Consider the following 23,807-nt stretch of genomic DNA (forward strand, 5'->3'; position numbering starts at 1 on the left):
ACTTGTGATCGCCCTCTCTCTCGCCGAGATCGCCTCAGTCGTCGGCGGGCAGACACACGACATACCGGATCCGTCGGTCCAGGTCACCGGACGGGTCGTCAGGGACTCCCGTGAGGTGGAGCCAGGCAGCCTCTTCGTCGCCTTCGTGGGCGAGCGCGTGGACGGTCACGACTTCGCGGCGAGCGTCGTGGAGGCGGGCGCGGCGGCCGTGCTGGCGTCACGGCCCGTCGGCGTGCCCGCGATCGTCGTGGACGACGTCCAGACGGCCCTGGGCGCCCTCGCACGCCACGTCGTCGAACGGCTCGGCGCGACCCTCGTGGCCCTCACCGGCTCCGCGGGCAAGACCAGCACCAAGGACCTCATCGCCCAGGTGCTCCAGCGCAAGGCGCCGACGGTCTACACACCGGGCTCGCTCAACAACGAGATCGGGCTGCCGCTCACCGCCCTCAGCGCCACCGAGGAGACCCGGTTCCTGGTCCTGGAGATGGGGGCCCGCGGCATCGGCCACATCCGGTACCTGACGGATCTGACGCCCCCTAAGGTCGGCCTCGTCCTGAACGTCGGCACCGCCCACATCGGCGAGTTCGGCGGACGTGAACAAATCGCCCAGGCCAAGGGCGAGTTGGTGGAGGGCCTGCCCTCGGCGGAGGCGGGCGGCGTCGCGATCCTGAACGCCGACGATCCCCTCGTACGAGCCATGGCCTCGCGGACGAAAGCACGCGTGATCCTCTTCGGAGAGTCCGGCGAAGCGGACGTACGGGCCGAGAACGTGACGCTCATGGAGAGCGGACAGCCCGCGTTCAGGCTTCACACACCCTCCGGGTGCAGCGACGTGACCATGCGCCTGTACGGTGAGCACCACGTGTCGAACGCGCTCGCCGCGGCCGCCGTCGCCCATGAGCTGGGCATGTCCGCAGACGAGATCGCCACCGCGCTCTCCGAGGCGGGCTCCCTCTCCCGCTGGCGGATGGAGGTCACCGAGCGCCCGGACGGCGTGACGGTCGTCAACGACGCCTACAACGCGAACCCCGAGTCCATGCGAGCCGCCCTGCGCGCGCTCGCGGCCATGGGCAAGGGGCGGCGGACCTGGGCGGTGCTCGGTCAGATGGCCGAGCTCGGGGACGAGGCGCTCGCCGAGCACGACGCGGTCGGACGGCTAGCCGTCCGGCTCAATGTCGGCAAGCTCGTCGCGGTCGGGGGCAGGGAAGCGTCCTGGCTGCAACTGGGCGCATATAACGAGGGTTCGTGGGGTGAGGAGTCGGTGCACGTGTCCGACACACAGGCGGCGATCGACCTGTTGCGCAGTCAACTGCGCCCGGGAGACGTCGTACTCGTGAAGGCGTCCCGGTCGGTCGGCCTGGAGCGGGTCGCAGAGGCGCTGGTCGAGGGCACCGAGGGTGAGGTTGCCGTCCGATGAATCAGATCCTCTTCGCGGGAGTCATCGGCCTCTTCCTGACTCTCGTGGGCACTCCCATGCTGATCAAGCTGCTGGCCCGCAAGGGCTACGGCCAGTACATCCGCGACGACGGCCCGCGCGAGCACCACGCCAAGCGCGGTACGCCGACGATGGGTGGCATCGCCTTCATCCTGGCCACGCTCCTGGCGTACTTCCTCAGCAAGGTGATCACCGGCCAGCCGCCGAGGTTCTCCGGAGTGCTGGTGCTCGGCCTGATGACGGGCATGGGCCTGGTCGGCTTCCTCGACGACTACATCAAGATCGTCAAGCGCCGGTCGCTCGGTCTGCGGGCCAAGGCCAAGATGGCCGGCCAGCTGATCGTCGGTGTCTCCTTCGCGGTGCTCTCGCTGCAGTTCCCGGACAACCTCAACAACACCCCGGCCTCCACGAAGCTCTCCTTCGTGCAGGACTTCGGCTGGTCCATCGGCCCGGTGCTGTTCGTGGTCTGGGCGCTGTTCATGATTCTCGCGATGTCGAACGGCGTGAACCTCACGGACGGCCTGGACGGCCTCGCCACCGGCGCCTCCGTGATGGTCTTCGGCGCGTACACCTTCATCGGTGTCTGGCAGTTCCAGGAGTCATGCGCCAACGCGCAGACCCTCACCAACCCGGCCGCCTGCTACGAGGTACGAGATCCGCTCGACCTCGCCGTCGTCGCCGCGGCCCTGATGGGCGCCTGCTTCGGCTTTCTGTGGTGGAACACCTCGCCCGCCAAGATCTTCATGGGTGACACCGGTTCGCTGGCCCTCGGCGGCGCGCTCGCCGGTCTCGCGATCTGCTCCCGCACCGAGCTCCTTGTCGCGCTGCTCGGCGGCCTCTTCGTCCTGATCACCATGTCGGTCGTCATCCAGGTCGGCTCGTTCCGCCTCACCGGCAAGCGCGTCTTCCGAATGGCGCCACTCCAGCACCACTTCGAACTCAAGGGGTGGTCCGAGGTCCTTGTGGTGGTCCGCTTCTGGATCATCCAGGGCATGTGCGTGATCGTCGGACTCGGCCTCTTCTACGCCGGATGGGCAGCCCAGAAGTGACGACCGCCCTCGACTGGCAGAGCATGAACATCACCGTCGCCGGTCTCGGCGTGAGCGGCATCAGCGCCGCCCGCGCCCTGGCCGGCCTCGGCGCGTCGGTCACGGTCGTCGACGGGGGCTCCTCGGAGGCCCACCTGGAGCGGGCCGCCTCCCTTGAGGGGGAAGGGATTTCGGTACGTCTCGCGGACGCCGAGACGCTTCCCGAAGGCACCGACCTGGTGGTCACCTCGCCGGGCTGGAAGCCGGGCAGCCCCCTCTTCCAGGCAGCCGCCGAGGCGGGCGTGGACGTCGTCGGCGACGTGGAGATCGCCTGGCGCCTGCGCGGCCCCGACGCCGCCCCCTGGCTGGCCATCACGGGCACCAACGGCAAGACCACCACGACCCAGATGCTCGCCTCGATCCTGGCCGCCGCGGGCCTTCGTACGGCCGCCGTGGGCAACATCGGCACCCCGATCGTCGACGTGGTCCAGGAAGGCGACGACGCCTACGACGTACTGGCCGTCGAGCTGTCCAGCTACCAGCTCCACTGGGCGCCCTCGCTGCGCGCCCACTCCGCCGCCGTCCTGAACCTCGCCCCGGACCACCTCGACTGGCACGGCTCCATGGAGGCGTACGCCGCCGACAAGGGGCGTATCTACGAGGGCAATCGGGTCGCCTGCGTCTACAACATGGCCGACAAGGTCACCGAGGACCTGGTGCGCGGGGCGGACGTCGAGGAGGGCTGCCGGGCGGTCGGCTTCACGCTCGGCACCCCGGGCCCGTCCCAACTCGGCGTCGTGGAGGGCATCCTGGTCGACCGCGCCTTCGTCGAGGACCGGCACAAGCAGGCCCAGGAACTCGCCGAGATCGCGGACGTCAACCCGCCGGCCCCGCACAACATCGCCAACGCCCTTGCGGCGGCGGCCCTGGCCCGCGCCTTCGGAGTGCCCGCCGCGGCCGTACGGGACGGTCTGCGGGCCTTCAGGCCCGACGCCCACCGCATCCAGCACGTGGCCGACGTGGACCGGGTCGCCTACATCGACGACTCCAAGGCCACCAACACGCATGCGGCGGAAGCCTCTTTGGCGGCGTACGAGTCGATCGTGTGGATCGCCGGCGGGCTCGCCAAGGGTGCGACCTTCGACGAGCTGGTCGCCAAGTCGGCAAAGCGACTGCGGGGCGTCGTCCTGTTCGGCGCCGACCGGGCCCTCATCCGTGAAGCGCTCGCGCGACACGCGCCGGAAGTACCCGTGGTCGACCTCGACCGGACCGACACTGGGGCGATGCTCGCGGCCGTACGTGAGGCCGCACGGCTCTCCGATCCGGGAGACACTGTCCTGCTGGCGCCGGCCTGTGCGTCCATGGACATGTTCGCCAACTACAACAAGCGCGGCGACGCTTTCGCGGAGGCGGTTCGCGAACTCGGCGCCGTCGACGGCTGACCCGGGTCCGCCTCGCCCGGCGGCGCCGGGTACACCTGGGAGGGACGCGTGACACGGATCCGGCTGGGGCTTCGTCGGTGGCTTTCCGCCGGTGGCACGGCACTGCGCCGTCCCGTCCCGCCCCCAGGGCCCGAACGGTCCGGGATTCCCGGCGGGGTGCCCTCCCACGGCATGGCAGGTGCCGCCCATGTCCAGTAGCCGTACCGGGCGTCCTCCCGTCCAGCGGGCCCCCCGCCGGCCCGCCGGGCCCCGCCCCCCTCGCGACAACCCCGTAGGACGCCTCTACACGCGCGTACGCCGTGCCTGGGACCGTCCGCTGACCGCCTACTACCTGATCCTCGGCGGCAGCCTCCTGATCACCGTGCTCGGTCTGGTGATGGTGTACTCCGCCTCGCAGATCACCGCGCTCCAGCTGTCGCTGCCCGGGTCGTACTTCTTCCGCAAGCAGTTCCTCGCCGCCGTGCTCGGCGGTCTGCTGCTGCTCGCCGCCTCGCGAATGCCGTCCAAGCTGCACCGGGCGCTGGCCTATCCGATGCTGCTCGGCTCGGTCTTCCTGATGATCCTCGTCCAGGTGCCGGGGATAGGAGTCGCGGTCAACGGCAACCAGAACTGGATCTCGGTCGGCGGCCCCTTCCAGCTCCAGCCCAGCGAGTTCGGCAAGCTCGCCCTCGTCCTGTGGGGCGCCGACCTGCTCGCCCGCAAACAGGACAAGCGGCTGCTGGCGCAGTGGAAGCACATGCTGGTGCCGCTCGTTCCGGTGGCCTTCATGCTGCTCGGGCTGATCATGCTCGGCGGCGACATGGGCACGGCGATCATCCTCACCGCGATCCTGTTCGGGCTGCTGTGGCTCGCGGGGGCGCCCACGCGGCTCTTCGGGGGCGTGCTCGCCGTCGCCCTGACCATCGGCTTCATCCTGATCAAGACCAGCCCGAACCGCATGGCCCGCCTCTCCTGCCTGGGAGCCACCGAACCCCAGTCGGGCCCCGTCGACTGCTGGCAGGCCGTGCACGGCATCTACGCCCTCGCCTCCGGCGGGCTGTTCGGCTCCGGCCTCGGCGCCAGTGTGGAGAAATGGGGGCAACTGCCCGAAGCCCACACCGACTTCATCTTCGCCATCACCGGTGAGGAACTGGGCCTGGCGGGGACGCTGTCGGTCCTCGCCCTCTTCGCGGCTCTAGGCTATGCGGGTATCCGCGTGGCCGGACGCACGGAGGACCCCTTCGTGAGGTATGCCGCGGGAGGCGTGACCACGTGGATCACGGCCCAGGCCGTGATCAACATCGGTGCGGTGCTCGGCCTGCTGCCGATCGCCGGCGTCCCTCTCCCGCTGTTCTCCTACGGGGGATCCGCCCTGCTTCCGACCATGTTCGCCATCGGGCTCCTCATCGCTTTCGCGCGTGAGGATCCCGCTGCGCGGGCGGCGCTTGCGATGCGGCAACCCCGCTTTGGCAGAAAGCGGGCTGCGGTGAGAGGCTCCGCAGGGGCCGCGGGGCCTCGGAGATGGAACACGATGCGACGGCGCGCCGCGGCGCGTTCGTCCGGAGAGCGGTGAATTTCGGTGCATGTCGTACTCGCCGGTGGGGGGACCGCCGGCCACATCGAGCCCGCGCTCGCCCTCGCGGACGCCCTGCGCAGGCAGGACCCGACCGTGGGTATCACGGCCCTGGGCACGGAGCGCGGACTCGAGACCCGACTCGTACCAGAGCGAGGCTACGAACTCGCGTTGATCCCCGCGGTACCGCTGCCGCGCAAGCCCACCCCCGAGCTGATCACCGTCCCCGGACGGCTGCGTGGCACGATCAAGGCGGCCGAGCAGATCCTTGAGCGCACGAAGGCCGACGCGGTCGTCGGCTTCGGCGGCTATGTCGCCCTGCCCGCCTACCTCGCGGCCAAGCGCCTCGGCGTGCCGATCGTCATCCACGAGGCCAACGCCCGCCCCGGCCTCGCCAACAAGATCGGTTCGCGGTACGCCGCCCGGGTCGCCGTCTCCACACCGGACAGCAAGCTGCGCGACGCCCGTTACATCGGCATCCCGCTGCGCCGCTCGATCGCCACGCTCGACCGGGCCGCCGTACGCCCGCAGGCGCGCGCCGCGTTCGGGCTCGACCCCTCCTTGCCGACCCTGCTGGTCTCCGGCGGCTCGCAGGGTGCCCGCCGCCTCAACGAGGTGGTCCAGCAGGCAGCCCCGTACCTCCAGCAGGCCGGTATCCAGATCCTGCACGCGGTCGGCCCGAAGAACGAACTGCCGCAGGTCCACCAGATGCCGGGGATGCCCCCGTACATCCCGGTACCGTACGTGGACCGGATGGACCTCGCGTACGCCGCGGCCGACATGATGCTCTGCCGCGCGGGCGCGATGACCGTCGCCGAACTCTCCGCCGTCGGGCTCCCCGCCGTCTACGTCCCGCTGCCCATCGGCAACGGCGAACAGCGGCTCAACGCCCAGCCGGTGGTCAAGGCCGGCGGCGGACTGCTGATCGACGACGCGGAACTGACACCGCAGTGGGTGCAGAGCAACGTCCTGCCCGTGCTCGCCGATCCGCACCGGCTGTTCGAGATGTCCCGCGCCGCCTCCGAGTTCGGCCGCCGGGACGCCGACGACCTGCTTGTCGGGATGGTGTACGAGGCGATCGCGTCACGCCGTTAGCGCGTGGCAGAAGGCAGGGGAGCGTGGCCGGACCGACCACCGCCGAACGCGGCGAACGGCAAGCCCGACAGGATCCGGGCTCCGGCCCGCCCCGGCCACCTCTTCTGAAGAGGCTCCCGAAGCCTCGTAAGCTCATCATTCCGGTCGTCTGCCTCGCGCTGCTCGCCGCGGGATGCCTCTGGGTGCTCTACGGCTCGCAGTGGCTGCGCGTGGAGCGCGTATCGGCTTCCGGGACACGGGTTCTGACTCCCGATCAAGTCGTCGAGGCGGCCGACGTTCCGGTCGGATCGCCGTTGATTTCAGTCGACACCGATGTGATTGAGGCAAGACTCCGCCGGAAATTGCCCCGAATTGACTCGGTTGACGTCGTCCGTTCCTGGCCCCATGGAATCGGGCTGAAAGTGATCGAACGCACTCCGGTTCTCATTGCCGAAAAGGGCGGAAAGTTCATCGAAGTGGACGCCAAGGGCGTGCGTTATGCCACGGTTTCGCGCGCCCCGAAGGGTGTTCCCGCGCTGGAATTGACGGTGCCCCGGTCCGCGGGCCTGCGCCGCTTCGGGACCGACCGGCTGATGCGCGAGGCGGTGCGCGTCGCGGGTTCCCTTCCGGCCGCGGTCGCGCGTGACACCCAGGTCGTCAAGGTCCGTTCGTACGACTCCATCTCGCTGGAGTTGAGCGGCAACCGGACCGTGTTGTGGGGAAGTGGCGAGAAGAGTGGCGTCAAGGCCCGTACGCTCGGCGCTCTCATGAAAGCCGCTCCAGAGGCCCGGCACTTCGATGTCAGCGTTCCCACTGCCCCTGCGTCATCGGGGAGTTGACGCTCATCCGTGCAGGCCAGCACCCTGGTTGGGCAGCGCTACGGCTGATCACATAGGGTGAAAAGAAAAACGGGAGGTTCGGCGTGTTCGTTGAACGTGCGCCACTTGTCGACTTAGTGTCCTGTTCGGAAGAGTCCAAGGAACAGACACACTGGTAACCCTAAACTTCAGCGTTAGGGTTCGGGTCGGCGTTCGGACCGTCCCATTCGGCATCAGTCGTCGGATCGCGAACGTGCGAGGCGGCGACACGTAACTCGAGGCGAGAGGCCTTCGACGTGGCAGCACCGCAGAACTACCTCGCAGTCATCAAAGTCATCGGTGTCGGCGGCGGTGGTGTCAATGCCATCAACCGGATGATCGAGGTCGGTCTCAAGGGTGTCGAGTTCATCGCCATCAACACCGACGCCCAGGCGCTGTTGATGAGCGACGCCGACGTCAAGCTCGACGTCGGCCGCGAACTCACCCGCGGACTCGGCGCCGGAGCCAACCCGGCCGTCGGCCGCAAGGCGGCGGAGGACCACCGCGAGGAGATCGAGGAGGTCCTCAAGGGGGCCGACATGGTCTTCGTGACAGCCGGCGAGGGCGGCGGCACCGGCACCGGCGGCGCACCCGTCGTGGCCAACATCGCCCGCTCGCTGGGCGCCCTCACCATCGGCGTGGTCACGCGTCCGTTCACCTTCGAGGGACGGCGCCGCGCCAACCAGGCCGAGGACGGCATCGCGGAACTCCGCGAAGAGGTCGACACCCTCATCGTCATCCCCAACGACCGGCTGCTGTCCATCTCGGACCGCCAGGTCTCGGTCCTCGACGCCTTCAAGTCGGCGGACCAGGTCCTGCTCTCCGGTGTTCAGGGCATCACCGACCTCATCACCACGCCCGGTCTGATCAACCTCGACTTCGCCGACGTCAAGTCCGTGATGTCCGAGGCTGGTTCGGCGCTCATGGGCATCGGCTCGGCCCGCGGCGACGACCGCGCGGTGGCCGCGGCCGAGATGGCGATCTCCTCGCCGCTCCTGGAGGCGTCCATCGACGGCGCCCGAGGCGTGCTGCTCTCCATCTCCGGCGGCTCCGACCTCGGCCTGTTCGAGATCAACGAGGCCGCCCAGCTGGTGAGCGAGGCCGCGCACCCCGAGGCCAACATCATCTTCGGCGCGGTCATCGACGACGCGCTCGGCGACGAGGTCCGGGTCACCGTCATCGCGGCCGGCTTCGACGGCGGACAGCCTCCGTCGAAGCGGGACACCGTCCTCGGCTCGTCCTCCGCCAAGCGCGACGAGCCCACCCCGGCCCGGTCGGGCGACAGCCGCCCGTCCTTCGGCTCGCTGGGCAGCGTCACGCCGAAGGAGGCCCCGGAGCCCACTCCGGAGCCGGTGAGCAACGAACTGCCGTCGGTCTCCCCGCCGGTCCCGCCGTCGCGCACGTACTCGGACAGCGCGGCCGAAGAGCTGGACGTGCCGGACTTCCTCAAGTGATAGGACAGCGCTCCGTAGTGGGCACTGCGAGCGGCGCGCACTTCGCCTTCACCGACCGGTGGGGCGGGGTGAGCGCCGTTCCGTACGAGGAGCTCAATCTCGGCGGTGCGGTCGGCGACGACCCCGATTCCGTACGCGCCAACCGGGAGCTGGCCGCCAAGTCGCTCGGCCTCGACCCGGACCTGGTCGTCTGGATGAACCAGGTGCACGGGCCCGACGTCGCTGTCGTCGACGAGCCGTGGGGAGATCGTCCGGTGCCGAAGGTGGACGCAGTGGTCACCAGGCGCCGGGGCCTCGCGCTCGCGGTGCTCACCGCGGACTGCACGCCCGTACTGCTCGCCGACCCCGTCGCCGGTGTCGTGGCCGGTGCCCACGCGGGACGGCCCGGCATGATCGCCGGCGTCGTGCCCGCCGCGGTCGCGGCCATGGTCGAACTCGGCGCCGAGCCCGCCCGGATCGTCGCCCGCACCGGCCCCGCCGTCTGTGGCCGCTGCTACGAAGTACCGGACACGATGCGCGCCGAGGTCGCCGCCGTCGAGCCCGCGGCGTACGCCGAGACGAGTTGGGGCACGCCGGCGGTCGACGTGACCGCGGGGGTGCATGCGCAACTGGAGCGGCTCGGGGTGCGCGACCGGGAGCAGTCGCCGGTGTGCACGCTGGAGTCCGATGATCACTTCTCGTACCGCCGGGACCGCACCACGGGGCGGCTCGCGGGCTATGTGTGGCTGGACTGATGGGGCATGACGGACCGTAAGGCTCAACTCGCCGGAAACCTGGCGAAAGTGGAAGAGCGCATCGCGGCGGCGTGTGTGGCCGCCGGGCGCAAGCGCGAAGAAGTGACCCTGATCGTGGTCACCAAGACCTATCCGGCCGACGATGTGCGGATCCTGTCGGAACTCGGTGTGCGCCACGTCGCCGAGAACCGCGACCAGGACGCGGCACCCAAGGCCGCGGCCTGCGCCGATCTGCTCCTCTCCTGGCACTTCGTCGGTCAGTTGCAGACCAACAAGGTGCGTTCCGTGGTCGGTTACGCGGATGTCGTGCAGTCCGTGGACCGGGCCCGGCTCGTCACCGCCCTGTCGAAGGAGGCGGTGCGGCGGGAGCGCGAGCTGGGCTGCCTCATCCAGGTCGCACTCGACGCCGAGGAGACTGGACGGGGGGAGCGTGGTGGTGTAGGGACCGGTGGTATCGAGGAGTTGGCCGGTCTCGTGGCCGGGGCTCCGGGGCTCAGGCTCGACGGGCTGATGACCGTCGCCCCGCTCACCGGACCGTACGCGGGGCGTGAACTGGCGGCGTTCGAGCGGCTGATGGATTTGTCGACTGACCTGCGCAGCGCCCATCCGGCTGCGAACATGGTCTCGGCAGGGATGAGTGCGGACCTCGAACAGGCCGTGGCGGCCGGAGCGACACATGTGCGCGTCGGTACTGCGGTACTCGGAGTCCGCCCCAGGCTCGGGTAACGTCGCCAAGAAGTCGGACCACAGCAGAAAATATGGTCATTACCACCATAGGTGGGCATAACGACCTCGTGGATCGCGGGCACTTGGCAATAGTCAGCCGATCCACCACAGAGCGGAGGACTCAGAGCATGGCCGGCGCGATGCGCAAGATGGCGGTCTACCTCGGCCTCGTGGAGGACGATGGGTACGACGGCAGGGGCTTCGACCCCGACGACGACTTCGAGCCCGAGCTTGACCCGGAGCCCGAGCGGGACCGTCGACGGCATGAGCCGTCGCATCAATCACACCAGCCGCATCAGTCCCAACGGGACGAATCGGTACGAGTGGTGCAACCACCCGTACAGCGCGATCCCGTGTCACATTCCGCTTCGCTCACCGCGGAATCAGGGCGTCCGGCGCGTATCGCCCCCGTGGCGTCCATCACACAAGAACGTCAAAGCCTGGAGAAGAACGCACCGGTGATCATGCCCAAGGTCGTGTCGGAACGAGAGCCGTACAGGATCACCACACTGCACCCCCGGACCTACAACGAGGCCCGTACCATCGGGGAACACTTCCGTGAGGGCACCCCGGTGATCATGAATCTGACTGAGATGGATGACACAGACGCGAAGCGACTTGTCGACTTTGCGGCCGGTTTGGTGTTTGGTCTCCACGGGAGCATCGAGCGGGTGACGCAGAAGGTGTTCCTGTTGTCGCCTGCTAACGTCGATGTCACGGCGGAGGACAAGGCTCGCATCGCAGAGGGCGGGTTCTTCAACCAGAGCTGAGACGCAGGACCGGACAAGGCACGGAAACAGGGGAGAGGGAAGCACGGATCATGAGCGTGGTTGCGCAGGTTCTGTACGTCGCGCTGATGTGTTTCCTCATCGTGCTGATCTTCCGGCTGGTCATGGACTACGTCTTCCAGTTCGCCCGCTCATGGCAACCCGGCAAGGCGATGGTGGTCGTTCTGGAGGCCACCTACACTGTCACTGATCCACCGCTCAAGCTTCTGCGGCGGTTCATCCCGCCGCTGCGTCTCGGGGGCGTGGCGCTCGACCTGTCCTTCTTCGTACTGATGATCATCGTCTACATCCTGATCTCCGTTGTGAGCCGGCTGTGAACGATACGGTCTTGCCGAACGCCGACGATGCCGACGACTACGTTGAGGTGAAGAGATGCCGTTGACCCCCGAGGACGTGCGGAACAAGCAGTTCACGACCGTCCGCCTCCGAGAAGGCTATGACGAGGACGAGGTCGATGCCTTCCTCGATGAGGTCGAAGCCGAACTGACCCGCCTGCTCCGCGAGAACGAGGACCTGCGCGCCAAGCTGGCCGCCGCCACACGCGCCGCCGCGCAGAACCAGCAGCAGGGCATGCGCAAGCCGCCCGAACAGCAGGATCCCCAGCAACAACAGGGTCCGCCGCAGGGCATGCGCGGTCCCGGCGCTCCCGTGCCCGCCGGCATATCGGGTCCGCCGCAGCAGCAGATGGGCGGCCCCATGGGCGGCCCGCCCCAGCTGCCGAGCGGTGCGCCGCAGCTGCCCGCGGGCCCCAGCGCCCAGGGTGGCCAGCAGGGTCCCGGCCCGATGGGTCAGGGTCCGATGGGCCAGGGCCCCATGGGTCAGGGTCCCGGTCAGATGCAGCAGCAGATGCAGGGTCAGATGCAGCAGCAGATGCCCCAGCAGATGGGCGGCCCGATGGGCGGTCCCATGGGTGGCCCGATGGGCGGTCACGGTGGCCCGCAGATGGGTCAGCCCGGTCAGGGCCCCGGTGGCGACAGCGCCGCCCGTGTCCTCTCGCTGGCGCAGCAGACCGCCGACCAGGCGATCGCCGAGGCCCGTTCCGAGGCCAACAAGATCGTCGGCGAGGCCCGCAGCCGCGCCGAGGGTCTGGAGCGCGACGCCCGTGCCAAGGCCGACGCTCTCGAGCGGGACGCGCAGGAGAAGCACCGCGTGGCGATGGGCTCCCTGGAGTCCGCACGCGCCACGCTGGAGCGCAAGGTCGAGGACCTGCGTGGCTTCGAGCGCGAGTACCGCACGCGTCTGAAGTCCTACCTGGAGTCGCAGCTGCGTCAGCTGGAGACCCAGGCCGACGACTCGCTGGCTCCGCCGCGTGCTCCGGCCGCCGCGTCGCTTCCGTCGTCGCCGAGTCCGTCCATGGCTCCGGCCGGGGCGAGCGCGCCGTCCTACGGTGGCCAGCAGATGGGTGGCCCGGCTCCGGCCCCGCCGTCCTACGGTGGTCAGCAGCAGATGTCGCCGGCCATGACCCAGCCGATGGCGCCGGTCCGGCCGCAGGGCCCCTCGCCCATGCAGCAGGCGCCCTCGCCGATGCGTGGCTTCCTGATCGACGAGGACGACAACTGACGGCCTCCCGTACGCCTTAGGCGTCGGCAGCGTTCAGGGCGGAGCCCCGGATAACCATCCGGGGCTCCGCCCTTTTGCGTGGGCGTGTGCGGCCCCTTCGTCTCCGCGTGTGGCCGTGTGCGCGTTCGGAGGACGCGGGCATCTGTACGCGGGCACGCAACGCCGAAGGCCCGGTCCCGCCAAGATCTTTGGCGGGACCGGGCCTTCGAGGCTGTCGCTACGCCTTGCGGAGGCGGAACGTCAGCGACAGCGACTCGTCCGTGAACGGGGCGCCGTACGTGTCGTCCGTCTCACCCTGGCCGAAGTCCGTGGCGAGGACCTCGTCGGCGATCAGTGCGGAGTGCTCGGTGAGTGCCGCGATCACCTTCGGGTCCGTGGACGTCCAGCGCAGGGCGATCCGGTCGGCCACGTCCAGGCCGCTGTTCTTGCGGGCCTCCTGGATCAGGCGGATCGCGTCACGGGCCAGGCCCGCCTGACGCAGCTCCTCGGTGATCTCCAGGTCCAGGGCGACCGTCGCGCCGGAGTCCGAGGCGACGGACCAGCCCTCGCGCGGGGTCTCCGTGATGATCACCTCGTCCGGGGCGAGCGTGATGGTCTCGCCGTCGACCTCCACCGACGCCGTGCCCTCGCGCAGGGCCAGGGACAGCGCAGCCGCGTCGGCCTCGGCGACGGCCTTGGCCACCGCCTGTACGCCCTTGCCGAACCGCTTGCCCAGCGCGCGGAAGTTGGCCTTGGCGGTCGTGTCGACCAGCGAGCCGCCCACCTCGGAGAGGGAGGCCAGCGCGCTCACGTTCAGCTCCTCCGTGATCTGCGCGTGCAGCTCACGGTCGAGAGCCGAGAATCCGGTCGCCGCCACCAGCGCGCGGGACAGCGGCTGACGCGTCTTCACGCCCGACTCCGCGCGCGTGGCACGGCCCAGCTCCACGAGACGGCGTACGAGCACCATCTGCCTGGACAGCTCCGGGTCGATGACGGACAGGTCCGCCTCCGGCCAGGACGTCAGGTGTACGGACTCGGGGGCACCCGGCGTCACGGGCACCACCAGGTCCTGCCAGACCCGCTCGGTGATGAACGGGGTCAGCGGGGCCATCAGGCGCGTGACCGTCTCGACGACCTCGTGCAGGGTGCGCAGCGCCGCCTTGTCGCCCTGCCAGAAGCGGCGACGCGAGCGGCGTACGTACCAGTTGGACAGGTCGTCGACGAACGCCGAGAGGAGCTTTCCGGCGCGCTGGGTGTCGTACGCCTCCAGAGCCTGCGTCACCTGGTCGGTGAGCGCGTGGAGTTCGGACAGGAGCCAGCGGTCGAGGACGGGCCTCTCCGCGGGCGCCGGATCGGCCTCGCTGGGCGCCCAGTTGGACGTGCGGGCGTACAGGGCCTGGAAGGCGACCGTGTTCCAGTACGTGAGGAGCGTCTTGCGGACGACTTCCTGGATCGTGCCGTGGCCGACGCGGCGGGCCGCCCAGGGGGAGCCGCCGGCCGCCATGAACCAGCGGACCGCGTCGGCGCCGTGCTGATCCATCAGCGGGATCGGCTGCAGGATGTTGCCCAGGTGCTTGGACATCTTGCGGCCGTCCTCGGCGAGGATGTGGCCCAGGCACACCACGTTCTCGTACGACGACTTGTCGAAGACGAGCGTGCCGACCGCCATCAGCGTGTAGAACCAGCCGCGGGTCTGGTCGATGGCCTCCGAGATGAACTGCGCCGGGTAGCGGCTCTCGAAGAGTTCCTTGTTCTTGTACGGGTAGCCCCACTGCGCGAACGGCATCGAACCCGAGTCGTACCAGGCGTCGATGACCTCCGGCACGCGCGTGGCCGTCTTCTCGCACTGGGGGCACGCGAAGGTGACCTCGTCGATGAACGGGCGGTGCGGGTCGAGGTCCGACTGGTCCGTGCCCGTCAGCTCGGAGAGCTCGGCGCGGGAGCCGACGAGCGTGAGGTGGTCGTCCTCGCAGCGCCAGATCGGCAGCGGGGTGCCCCAGTAGCGGTTGCGGGACAGGGCCCAGTCGATGTTGTTGTTCAGCCAGTCGCCGTACCGGCCGGTCTTGACCGACTCCGGGTACCAGTTGGTCTTCTCGTTCTCCTGGAGGAGGCGGTCCTTGATGGCCGTGGTGCGGATGTACCAGGACGGCTGCGCGTAGTAGAGGAGCGCGGTGTGGCAGCGCCAGCAGTGCGGGTAGCTGTGCTCGTACGGGATGTGCTTGAAGAGCAGGCCGCGCTGCTGGAGGTCCTCGGTGAGCTTCTCGTCGGCCTTCTTGAAGAAGACGCCGCCGACCAGGGGGACGTCCTCCTCGAACGTGCCGTCCGGGCGGACCGGGTTCACCACGGGCAGGCCGTACTCGCGGCAGACCTTGAGGTCCTCCTCACCGAAGGCGGGGGACTGGTGAACCAGACCCGTGCCGTCCTCGGTCGTCACGTACTCCGCGTTCACCACGTAGTGGGCGGGCTCGTCCTTCGGGAACTCGACGAGCTCGAACGGACGTTGATACGTCCAGCGCTCCATCTCGGCGCCGGTGAAGGTCTGGCCGGTGGTCTCCCAGCCCTCGCCGAGTGCCTTCTCGACGAGCGGCTCGGCGACGACGAGCTTCTCGTCACCGGACGGGCCCTTCGTCGCGACGACGTAGGTGACCTCGGGGTGGGCGGCGACCGCGGTGTTGGACACCAGGGTCCACGGGGTCGTCGTCCACACCAGGAGCGCGGCCTCGCCCGCGAGCGGACCGGAGGTGAGCGGGAAACGGACGAACACCGAGGGGTCGACGACCGTCTCGTAGCCCTGCGCCAGCTCGTGGTCGGAGAGGCCCGTGCCGCAGCGCGGGCACCAGGGGGCGACGCGGTGGTCCTGGACCAGCAGGCCCTTGTTGAAGATCTCCTTGAGCGACCACCACACGGACTCGATGTACTCGGGGTCCATCGTGCGGTACGGGTCGTTCAGGTCGGTCCAGTAACCCATGCGGGTCGTGAGCTCTTCGAAGGCGTCGGTGTGGCGGGTCACGGACTCGCGGCACTTGGCGTTGAACTCGGCGATGCCGTACGCCTCGATGTCCTTCTTGCCGTTGAAGCCGAGCTCCTTCTCGACCGCCAGCTCCACGGGGAGGCCGTGGCAGTCCCAGCCGGCCTTGCGGGCCACGTGGTAGCCCCGCATGGTGCGGAAGCGCGGGAAGACGTCCTTGAAGACGCGCGCCTCGATGTGGTGGGCACCGGGCATGCCGTTGGCCGTGGGCGGGCCCTCGTAGAACACCCACTCCGGGCGGCCCTCGGACTGCTCCAGGGTCTTGGCGAAGATCTTCTGCTCGCGCCAGAAGTCGAGCACGGCGTGCTCGAGGGCGGACAGGTCGACCTGGGCGGGCACCTGGCGGTACTGCGGCTGTGTACTCGGCTGCGTATTCAACGAGCTTCCTCCGGCGGACTTTCTGCCTTCCGTCCGGAGGGACGAGAGCTGTGTTGTCACCTACGCCGTGTGCGGCGCGCTCCCGCGGTACCACCCTCCTTGGCTCTCCGGCGCTTCCTGCGCGCCGGTGAGCCCCCTCATTGGGGTCGCGATGCCGGGTCTACCGGCCGCTGCCTTTCGTGCCTCTCGGCTGCGGCTTTCTTCCGGCGGCTCCGGGGTGATCTTCACGTCGCGCCGGCCCCCGGGCTCGCACCGTCCCCGGGTCGCTCCTGGCTGCGTACGCCGCTACTCGTCCCCATCCACGCTTCTCGCTCCGCCCAGTGTACGGCGCCGGGCGGACAGCGGCCGACCGGTTTTCCCGGGCCGGTGGGCGAGGGGTGGCGGGGTGCCGGGAAGGCGTGCGGACTGACCCGAATGCCGAGGCGGCCGTGTTCGCATCCTGGGACGGCCGACTCGGCGGATTACCCGGCGGGGAGCTGGGCACAACGCTTGCAGGCTCGCCGCACGGTACGGGCGGGGCGGGCGAATCGGGCGGCGTGCCCCGTTGCCGCGGGACTCAAGTCGATTTATCGTCCCAGCACGATTCGCGAGCAAGATCACAATATGTGAAGGGGCCGCGGCCATGGTGGCGAAGAAGACCGCCGTACAGCAGTCGGCGTCCGGCAGATCCATGGGGGCGGACCGTTCCGCGAAGGGCGCGGCACAGCACGGCGAGGCCAAGAAGACGGTCGGCGGCACGAAGGCGGCCGGTAGGAAAACGGCCACCAAGAAAGCTGCCGCCAAGAAGTCGGCCACCACGAAAGTCGCTGTCAAGGAGTCGGCCACCAAGAAAGTGGCTGCTTCGAAGAGGGCCGGTGCGGGGGCGGCCGATTCGAAGAAGACGGTTGCGGCGGTGGCCTCCACGGAGGGGGCGGTCGCCGAAACGGCCGCTACGAAGAGGGTCGGTACCAAGAAGGCCTCCACCAAGAAGGCTGCCGCCAAGGCGGCTCCTGCGAAGAAGGCCGCCAGGAAGAGTGCCGCCGGCAAGGGGGCGGGTGAGGCGGGCGTCTCCGTCGCGGAGCCCCCGCAGAAGGCGGGCAGGAAGGGCACACGTACGGCCAAGAAAGCGGTCGCTGCAGCGGCCGAGGGTGCGGCGGAGGCCGCCAAGACGACGGGAGCCACGACGGTGGTTGCGAAGAAGACTTCTGGCACGGCCACGGCGGCGAAGAAGACCACCGCGGTCCCCAAGGCGCGGCTCGCCGCGGCGGAGCCCGGCGAACTCGCGGTACGCCCCGGTGAGGACCCCTGGACCCCCGAGGAGGTCGCGGAGGCACGCACGGGGCTGATGTCGGAGGCCCTGCGGCTGCGTGCCGAGATCACGCACTCCGAGGAGTCCCTGGCGGGCCTGATGCGCGACTCCGGGGACGGTGCGGGCGACGACCAGGCCGACACCGGCACCAAGAACATCACACGCGAGAGCGAGATGGCGCTCGCGGCCAACGCCAGGGAGATGCTGGAGCAGGACGAGCGCGCCCTCGAACGCCTGGACGCGGGCACGTACGGGCTCTGCGAGAGCTGTGGCAATCCCATCGGGAAGGCCCGTATGCAGGCCTTCCCGCGCGCCACCCTGTGCGTCGAGTGCAAGCAGAAGCAGGAGCGCCGTTACTGATCGGCCAATGATCCGATACTGATCGGCCCGGTGCGCCTCCTGAGCACATGGGCGCGGTGGGCCGTGCCGTACTCTCGTCCTCAGTCAGGCACCTAGGTTGAGGGACTCACGTGGCAGAGGCGGAGCGGATCATCGGTACGCCGGATATCCCGGAGGCGGCTGGCGCCGAGCCGGAGCAGACCGACCAGAGCGCGGCGGCGGGCGAGCGGTCCGATGCCCAGGGGGCGCAGGACCCGGCCGGGAGCCAGGGCTCCGACTCCGGTTCCGAGGCGGCGGCGGCCCCGGCCGAGCCCTCCAGGGGCAAGCGCCGGATCGCCGTGCTGTTCACGGTCGCCGTCCTCGCGTACGCGCTGGACCTGATCAGCAAGATGATCGTGGTCGCGAAGCTGGAGCACCACGAGCCGATCGAGATCATCGGGGACTGGCTGAGGTTCGAGGCGATCCGCAACGCGGGCGCGGCCTTCGGCATCGGCGAGGCCTTCACCGTCATCTTCACGGTGATCGCCGCGGCCGTGATCGTGGTGATCGCCCGGCTCGCCCGCAAGCTCTACAGCCTTCCCTGGGCGATCGCGCTCGGCCTGCTGCTCGGAGGTGCGCTCGGCAACCTCACCGACCGGATCTTCCGTGCGCCGGGCGTCTTCGAGGGTGCGGTCGTCGACTTCATCGCGCCCAAGCACTTCGCGGTCTTCAACCTCGCCGACTCCGCGATCGTCTGCGGCGGCATCCTGATCGTGCTGCTGTCCTTCCGCGGGCTCGACCCGGACGGCACCGTCCACAAGGACTGAGGGCCGCCAAGGGCCGAGGGTTGAGGGCCGAGGACTGAGGTTTGAGGGCGGCCCACGGGCTCGCCTGCGGGCACTGTTGTTCGGGCTCTGGTCAGGGGTGTCGGACCTGTCCGGCATACTCGACGGGTGAGCACCAGTCCCGAGATCCGTACCCTGCCCGTGCCCGACGGCCTGGAGGGCGAGCGTGTCGACGCCGCCATCTCCCGCATGTTCGGCTTCTCCCGCACGAAGGCCGCCGAGCTTGCCGCGGCGGGGAAGGTCACGGTCGACGGCTCGGTGGTCGGGAAGTCCGAGCGGGTGCACGGCGGCGCCTGGCTGGAGGTCGAGATGCCGCAGGCGCCCGCGCCCGTGCAGATCGTCGCCGAGCCCGTCGAGGGCATGGAGATCGTGCACGACGACGACGACGTGGTCGTGATCGTCAAGCCGGTCGGTGTCGCCGCGCATCCCAGCCCCGGCTGGTCGGGTCCGACCGTCATCGGCGGGCTCGCCGCCGCCGGGTACCGGATCTCGACCTCGGGCGCCGCGGAGCGCCAGGGCATCGTGCACCGCCTGGACGTGGGCACCTCGGGCCTGATGGTGGTCGCCAAGTCGGAGTACGCGTACACGTCGCTGAAGCGCCAGTTCAAGGAGCGCACGGTCGACAAGCGCTACCACGCGCTCGTCCAGGGCCACCCGGACCCGACCAGCGGCACCATCGACGCCCCCATCGGCCGGCACCCGAACCACGACTACAAGTGGGCGGTCACGGCCGAGGGCAAGCCCTCCGTGACGCACTACGACCTGATCGAGGCGTTCCGCGCGGCCTCGCTGCTCGACATCAAGCTGGAGACCGGCCGCACGCACCAGATCCGCGTCCACATGTCGGCCCACCGGCACCCCTGCGTCGGCGACCTGACGTACGGCGCGGACCCCACGCTCGCCAAGCGGCTCGGGCTCACCCGGCAGTGGCTGCAGGCCGTGAAGCTCGGCTTCGAGCACCCCGGGGACGGCCAGTGGGTCGAGTTCGAGAGCGGCTACGCGGAGGACCTGCAGAAGGCGCTGGACCGCGTCCGGGAGGAAAGCTACGCATGAGCCCGTCGTCCTACGTGGTGCGTGTGGCCGAGGACCCCGCCGACCGTGAGGCCTGCTTCGCGGTGCGCAAGGAGGTCTTCGTCGTCGAACAGGGAGTCCCTGAGGACATCGAGTACGACGCGTACGACGCCGATGCCCTGCATGTGGTCGCCGTGCGCGAGGACGGGCTGCCGTTCGGCGCGGGGCGGCTGCTGTACGGCGAGGTGGCAGCCGCCAAGACGGGCGGTGAGCCCGGTGTCGGGTCCCTGGGGCGGCTCGCCGTGCTCAAGGCCGCGCGTGGGCTCGGTGTCGGGGTCGCGCTCGTGCGGGGCATCGAGGACGCGGCACGCGCGCGGGGGCTGACGGCGGTGGATCTGCACGCGCAGACGCATGCGGTCGGGTTTTATGAGCGGCTGGGGTATGTGGCCTACGGGCCGGAGTTTCTCGATGCGGGGATCGCGCATCTGGCGATGCGGCGAGAGCTCTAGGGCGGCTGGGGTTCCGGTCGGCATTCTGGCTGCGGGCCGGTGAGGGCTGGTCGCGCCGTTCCCCGCGCCCCTAAAGGATTGCGCCGTTCCCCGCGCCCCTAGAAGATTGCGCCGTTCCCCGCGCCCCCAAAAGACTGCGCCGTTCCCCGCGCCCCTTGAGGGGGCGCGGCTGGGGTTCAGTGGCACGCTTGGGGTCTGGTTGTTTTTGATCTTCTAGACCCAGTCCGGAGTGCTGACCGTGGATCAGTTGGCCCTGTTGTTCGTGATGTTGCTCGGGGCTGTGCTGAGCGTCCCGTTGGGGGACCGGCTCGGGCTTCCGTCCCCGGTGCTGATGACGCTGCTCGGAATCGCGCTGGCCGTCCTCGATTTCGTACCGAACGTGGATATTCCGCCCGAGCTGATCCTGCCCGCGTTGCTGCCGCCGCTGCTGTATGCCGCCGTACGGCGTACCTCCTGGCGGCAGTTCACGGCCAACAAACGGCCGATCTTCCTGCTTGCCGTGGCGCTGGTGTTCGTCACCACCGCCGTGGTGGCCGTGGTCGCCCACGCGATCGTGCCCGGGCTGCCGATCGCCGCCGCCGTGGCGCTCGGTGCGCTGGTGGCGCCGCCCGACCCGGTCGCGGCGACCGCCGTCGCGGGCAAGCTGGGGCTGCCGCGCCGGCTGGTGTCGATTCTGGAGGGCGAGGGGCTGTTCAACGACGTGACGGCCATCGTGCTCTACCACGTCGCCATCGCCGCCGCGGTCAGCGGCACCTTCTCGCTGCCGAGTGCCGCGCTCGACTTCCTGCTCTCCGCAGTCGTCGCCGTGGCGATGGGTTTCGGGCTCGGATGGGGCACCAACCGGCTGATGGACTACCTCGGCGACCCGACGCTGCAGATCGGGCTGACCCTGATCGTGCCGTACGCCTCGTACGTGCTGGCCGAGGAGCTGCACGGGTCCGGGGTGCTGGCGGTGCTCACCACGGCGTTGTTCCTGGCGGAGTACGCGAACGACGCCGACGACGTGATGACGAGGCTGGCCGGGCACACGTTCTGGGACATCGTCGACACGTTGGTCACCGGGGTGGCGTTCGGGCTCATCGGGCTCGAACTGCACAACGCGATCAGGACGGCGTCCGGGCGGTGGGAGGAGATGCTCGGGTGGGCCGCCGCGATCGTGGGCGTCGTCGTGTTCGTACGGCTGGCGTATCTGCTGCCCGCGACCTGGCTGACGAAGCGGCTGCACGCGAAGCGGGACCACGACGAGGACATTCCGACGAGCTGGCGGGAGACCGTCGTCATGTGGTGGGCCGGGATGCGCGGAGTGGCCTCCGTCGCGCTCGCGCTGGCCATTCCGCTGGAGACGGACAGCGGGGCGCCGTTTCCCGACCGGGACGAGATGGTGTTCATCGCGTTCGGCGTGATCATGGCGACGCTCGTGGTGCAGGGGCTGAGTCTGCCGTGGCTGGTCCGGAAGCTGGACGTGCGGGCCGATACGGACCGGGAGCAGGAGTTCGAGAAGGCGTTGGCCCTGCGGGCGGCGAAGGCGGCGAAGCGGCGGCTGCGGGAGATCGAGGCGGTCGAGGAGCTGCCGGACGAGCTGTCCGAGCAGTTGTTGCGGCGGGCCTTCGACATCGGGTTCCGGATCAGTCCCGACATGGGGGAGGACGAGCGGCGGGAGGGGCACGAGCATCGGGTGCGGCGGATCAAGCGGGTGCGGCGGATTCAGGGGGAGATGTTGTCCGCGGCTCGGCATGAGGTGTTGGCCGCGCGTAGTGAGGCCGGGGCCGATCCTGAGGTGGTGGATCGGGTGTTGCGGCATTTGGATGTGCGGAGTCTTCGGTGAATTTTTTTGGGGCTTTCCCGCCCGCTCCGCCCGTTTCAACCTTGCCTACACGGTGGGGGTTTCCTATGGCTCGTGTCCGTAGGAGGGTGTGCGTTCGCTGTTGTTGAGCGCGCCGTTCCCCGCGCCCCTTTGGGGCGCGTCTCTGTGCGGCTTCTCTTAGCCTCGGCCCGTTCTCGGTGGTTCCACCGCTCGGCCTCGGGTTGTCCTCGGGGGGCGGGCGTCGTTGCCGTTGGGGTGGGAGTTCGGTGGGAGGACCGCGTCGGCCGTGTTGACGCGGGGCAGGGCGTAGGGGTGGTGGGCGGTCAGCCAGCGGATCATCTGTTCGCGGACGGTGACGCGGACCGTCCAGATGTCGTCGGCGTCCTTCGCGGTGGCCAGGGCGCGCACCTCGATGGTGTTGGGGGTGGTGTCGGTGACGGCGAGGCCGTAGTCGCGGCCGTCCCAGGCGGGGCACTCGCGGAGGATGTCCCGGAGCTTGTCGCGCATCTCCTCGACGGGCGCGCTGTGGTCCACGTGGAAGAAGACCGTGCCGGTCATCTGCACGCCGCCGCGGGACCAGTTCTCGAACGGCTGGGACGTGAAGTACGAGACCGGCATGGTGATCCGGCGCTCGTCCCAGGTGCGGACGGTCAGGAAGGTCAGGGTGATCTCGTCGACCGTGCCCCACTCGCCGTCCACCACGACCGTGTCACCGATGCGCACCATGTCGCCGAAGGCGATCTGCAGCCCGGCGAACATGTTGCTGAGCGTGGACTGCGCGGCCACACCGGCGACGATGCCGAGGATGCCGGCCGAGGCGAGCAGCGAGGCACCGGCCGCGCGCATCGCGGGGAACGTCAGCAGCATCGCGGCGACCGCCATCACACCGACGATCGCCGACACCACCCGCTGGATCAGCGTCACCTGCGTACGGACTCGGCGGACCCGGGCCGGATCGCGGTGGGCGTTGGCGTAGCGGGAGTACGAGGAATCGACGATCGCCGTCGCGATACGGACCACGAGCCAGGCCGTGGAGCCGATGAGGACCAGCGTCAGGATCTGGCCGATTGCGGCGGAGTGGTCGAGGGCGATCTCGGCCTGGTCGTAGGACCCTCTCAGCAGCGCCGTGCACATCACCACCTGCAGTGGCAGGCGGCAGCGACGCAGCAGGCCCCACAGAGGGACCCCCTGGTGGCGTTGGTCGGCACGCTTCAGCAACAGGTCGGCGATCCAGCCGACCAGCAGCGTCAGTACGAGCGAGCCGCCGACGACGATCAGCGGGCGCAGCACGTTCTCCATGCCCTCGACCGTAACCGGACAGGGGCCGTCATGAACATGTGGTCTCGGCCCCATCGTCCGTAGCCATCACCCGGTCCCGCCCGGCCCGGGCATTGTCGGTCGCGGCTGGCACCATGGGCTCATGAACATCATGCTCTTCCATTCGACCTACGGGCTGCGGCCCGCGGTGCGTGACGCGGCGGACCGGCTGCGCGCGGCGGGACACGAGGTGTGGACGCCCGATCTCTTCGAGGGGCGCACCTTCGAGACCGTCGAGGAGGGCAGGGCCTTCAAGGACGAGCTCGGCAAGGAGGAGCTGCTGAAGCGCGCGATCCTGGCCGCGGCTCCGTACTCGGACCGGGGGATCGTGTACGCGGGGTTCTCGCTCGGCGCGGCGACCGCCCAGACCCTCGCGCTCGGCGACAGCAAGGCCCGCGGGCTGCTGCTCCTGCACGGCACGTCCGACATCGCGCCGAACGCCTCGGTGGACGACCTGCCGGTCCAGCTGCACGTCGCGGAGCCGGACGCCTTCGAGCCCGACGACTGGCTGAGCGCCTGGTATCTCCAGATGGGGAAGGCGGGCGCCGACGTGGAGGTCTACAGATACGCGGGGGCCGGGCACCTCTACACCGACCCCGGTCTGCCGGACTACGACAAGGAGGCCGCCGAGGCCACCTGGCAGGTGGCGCTCGGCTTCCTCGACAGCCTGTAGCCCCGGC

20 protein-coding genes are annotated in these 23,807 nt (G+C 69.5%); 18 read left to right on the forward strand and 2 right to left on the reverse strand.

Features of this window, described 5'->3' with window-relative positions; all coding sequences use genetic code 11:
• The first annotated feature begins 4 nt into the window (after window positions 1-4).
• The 12 genes from AOK17_RS10435 to AOK17_RS10490 all read left to right on the forward strand — a co-directional run bounded on the left by AOK17_RS10435 (window position 5) and on the right by AOK17_RS10490 (window position 12,650).
• Window positions 5-1,417 (forward strand): UDP-N-acetylmuramoyl-tripeptide--D-alanyl-D-alanine ligase, encoded by a 1,413-nt coding sequence (locus AOK17_RS10435; protein WP_055612093.1) that lies wholly within the window; start codon window positions 5-7, stop codon window positions 1,415-1,417.
• Window positions 1,414-2,484 carry a phospho-N-acetylmuramoyl-pentapeptide-transferase gene (mraY, locus tag AOK17_RS10440; protein ID WP_055612094.1) on the forward strand — a complete coding sequence of 357 codons (1,071 nt, stop codon included), beginning with the start codon at window positions 1,414-1,416 and terminating at the stop codon, window positions 2,482-2,484. The genes AOK17_RS10435 and mraY overlap by 4 nt, the downstream gene beginning before the upstream one ends.
• Window positions 2,466-3,905, forward strand: a complete 1,440-nt coding sequence (gene murD / locus AOK17_RS10445; protein WP_055612095.1) for a UDP-N-acetylmuramoyl-L-alanine--D-glutamate ligase — start codon at window positions 2,466-2,468, stop codon at window positions 3,903-3,905. The genes mraY and murD overlap by 19 nt, the downstream gene beginning before the upstream one ends.
• Window positions 3,906-4,092: 187 nt before the next feature.
• Window positions 4,093-5,457 (forward strand): putative lipid II flippase FtsW, encoded by a 1,365-nt coding sequence (gene ftsW, locus AOK17_RS10450; protein WP_055612096.1) that lies wholly within the window; start codon window positions 4,093-4,095, stop codon window positions 5,455-5,457.
• 6 nt (window positions 5,458-5,463) lie between these two features.
• On the forward strand, window positions 5,464-6,552 hold the full coding sequence (gene murG / locus AOK17_RS10455; protein WP_055612097.1) for an undecaprenyldiphospho-muramoylpentapeptide beta-N-acetylglucosaminyltransferase: 1,089 nt from the start codon (window positions 5,464-5,466) through the stop codon (window positions 6,550-6,552).
• A gap of 23 nt (window positions 6,553-6,575) precedes the next feature.
• A complete protein-coding gene (locus AOK17_RS10460) occupies window positions 6,576-7,370 on the forward strand; it encodes a cell division protein FtsQ/DivIB (protein WP_055612098.1) in 795 nt (264 codons plus the stop codon).
• Window positions 7,371-7,645: 275 nt separating this feature from the next.
• Complete coding sequence (ftsZ, locus tag AOK17_RS10465; RefSeq protein ID WP_055612099.1) at window positions 7,646-8,842, forward strand: cell division protein FtsZ; 1,197 nt, start codon at window positions 7,646-7,648, stop codon at window positions 8,840-8,842.
• Complete coding sequence (pgeF, locus tag AOK17_RS10470) at window positions 8,839-9,576, forward strand: peptidoglycan editing factor PgeF (RefSeq protein ID WP_055612100.1); 738 nt, start codon at window positions 8,839-8,841, stop codon at window positions 9,574-9,576. The genes ftsZ and pgeF overlap by 4 nt, the downstream gene beginning before the upstream one ends.
• Window positions 9,577-9,582: 6 nt before the next feature.
• Window positions 9,583-10,302 (forward strand): YggS family pyridoxal phosphate-dependent enzyme, encoded by a 720-nt coding sequence (locus AOK17_RS10475; RefSeq protein WP_055612101.1) that lies wholly within the window; start codon window positions 9,583-9,585, stop codon window positions 10,300-10,302.
• Window positions 10,303-10,430: 128 nt separating this feature from the next.
• Window positions 10,431-11,072 carry a cell division protein SepF gene (locus tag AOK17_RS10480; protein WP_055612102.1) on the forward strand — a complete coding sequence of 214 codons (642 nt, stop codon included), beginning with the start codon at window positions 10,431-10,433 and terminating at the stop codon, window positions 11,070-11,072.
• A gap of 50 nt (window positions 11,073-11,122) precedes the next feature.
• Entirely contained in the window at window positions 11,123-11,407 is a 285-nt protein-coding gene (locus AOK17_RS10485) for a YggT family protein (protein ID WP_055612103.1), read from the forward strand.
• A 55-nt stretch (window positions 11,408-11,462) separates the two neighbouring features.
• Window positions 11,463-12,650, forward strand: a complete 1,188-nt coding sequence (locus AOK17_RS10490) for a DivIVA domain-containing protein (RefSeq protein ID WP_055612104.1) — start codon at window positions 11,463-11,465, stop codon at window positions 12,648-12,650.
• 217 nt (window positions 12,651-12,867) lie between these two features.
• Here the strand turns inward: AOK17_RS10490 and ileS are convergent, their stop codons facing one another.
• Window positions 12,868-16,035 carry an isoleucine--tRNA ligase gene (gene ileS / locus AOK17_RS10495; RefSeq protein WP_055612105.1) on the reverse strand — a complete coding sequence of 1,056 codons (3,168 nt, stop codon included), beginning with the start codon at window positions 16,033-16,035 and terminating at the stop codon, window positions 12,868-12,870.
• 622 nt (window positions 16,036-16,657) lie between these two features.
• On the opposite strand from ileS, the gene AOK17_RS10500 reads away from it, so the two are divergent.
• The 5 genes from AOK17_RS10500 to AOK17_RS10520 all read left to right on the forward strand — a co-directional run bounded on the left by AOK17_RS10500 (window position 16,658) and on the right by AOK17_RS10520 (window position 21,831).
• Window positions 16,658-17,683, forward strand: coding sequence for a TraR/DksA family transcriptional regulator (locus AOK17_RS10500; RefSeq protein ID WP_055612106.1), 1,026 nt, complete (start codon window positions 16,658-16,660; stop codon window positions 17,681-17,683).
• Window positions 17,684-17,793: 110 nt separating this feature from the next.
• Complete coding sequence (gene lspA, locus AOK17_RS10505; RefSeq protein ID WP_055612107.1) at window positions 17,794-18,468, forward strand: signal peptidase II; 675 nt, start codon at window positions 17,794-17,796, stop codon at window positions 18,466-18,468.
• A 126-nt stretch (window positions 18,469-18,594) separates the two neighbouring features.
• A complete protein-coding gene (locus tag AOK17_RS10510) occupies window positions 18,595-19,539 on the forward strand; it encodes an RluA family pseudouridine synthase (RefSeq protein ID WP_055612108.1) in 945 nt (314 codons plus the stop codon).
• Window positions 19,536-20,006, forward strand: coding sequence for a GNAT family N-acetyltransferase (locus AOK17_RS10515; RefSeq protein ID WP_055612109.1), 471 nt, complete (start codon window positions 19,536-19,538; stop codon window positions 20,004-20,006). The genes AOK17_RS10510 and AOK17_RS10515 overlap by 4 nt, the downstream gene beginning before the upstream one ends.
• Before the next feature lie 238 nt (window positions 20,007-20,244).
• The gene (locus tag AOK17_RS10520) at window positions 20,245-21,831 is read left to right on the forward strand and encodes a Na+/H+ antiporter (RefSeq protein WP_055612150.1); all 1,587 of its coding nucleotides are present in this window, start codon (window positions 20,245-20,247) and stop codon (window positions 21,829-21,831) included.
• A 156-nt stretch (window positions 21,832-21,987) separates the two neighbouring features.
• Here AOK17_RS10520 and AOK17_RS10525 read toward each other — a convergent pair whose 3' ends face one another.
• A complete protein-coding gene (locus AOK17_RS10525; RefSeq protein ID WP_055612110.1) occupies window positions 21,988-23,109 on the reverse strand; it encodes a mechanosensitive ion channel family protein in 1,122 nt (373 codons plus the stop codon).
• Window positions 23,110-23,230: 121 nt separating this feature from the next.
• Here AOK17_RS10525 and AOK17_RS10530 point away from each other — a divergent pair, with 121 nt between their 5' ends.
• A complete protein-coding gene (locus tag AOK17_RS10530) occupies window positions 23,231-23,800 on the forward strand; it encodes a dienelactone hydrolase family protein (RefSeq protein WP_055612111.1) in 570 nt (189 codons plus the stop codon).
• Window positions 23,801-23,807: the final 7 nt, after the last annotated feature.

The sequence above is a fragment of the Streptomyces phaeochromogenes genome (assembly GCF_001418655.1).
In the GTDB taxonomy this organism is placed as follows: Bacteria; Actinomycetota; Actinomycetes; order Streptomycetales; family Streptomycetaceae; genus Streptomyces; species Streptomyces phaeochromogenes.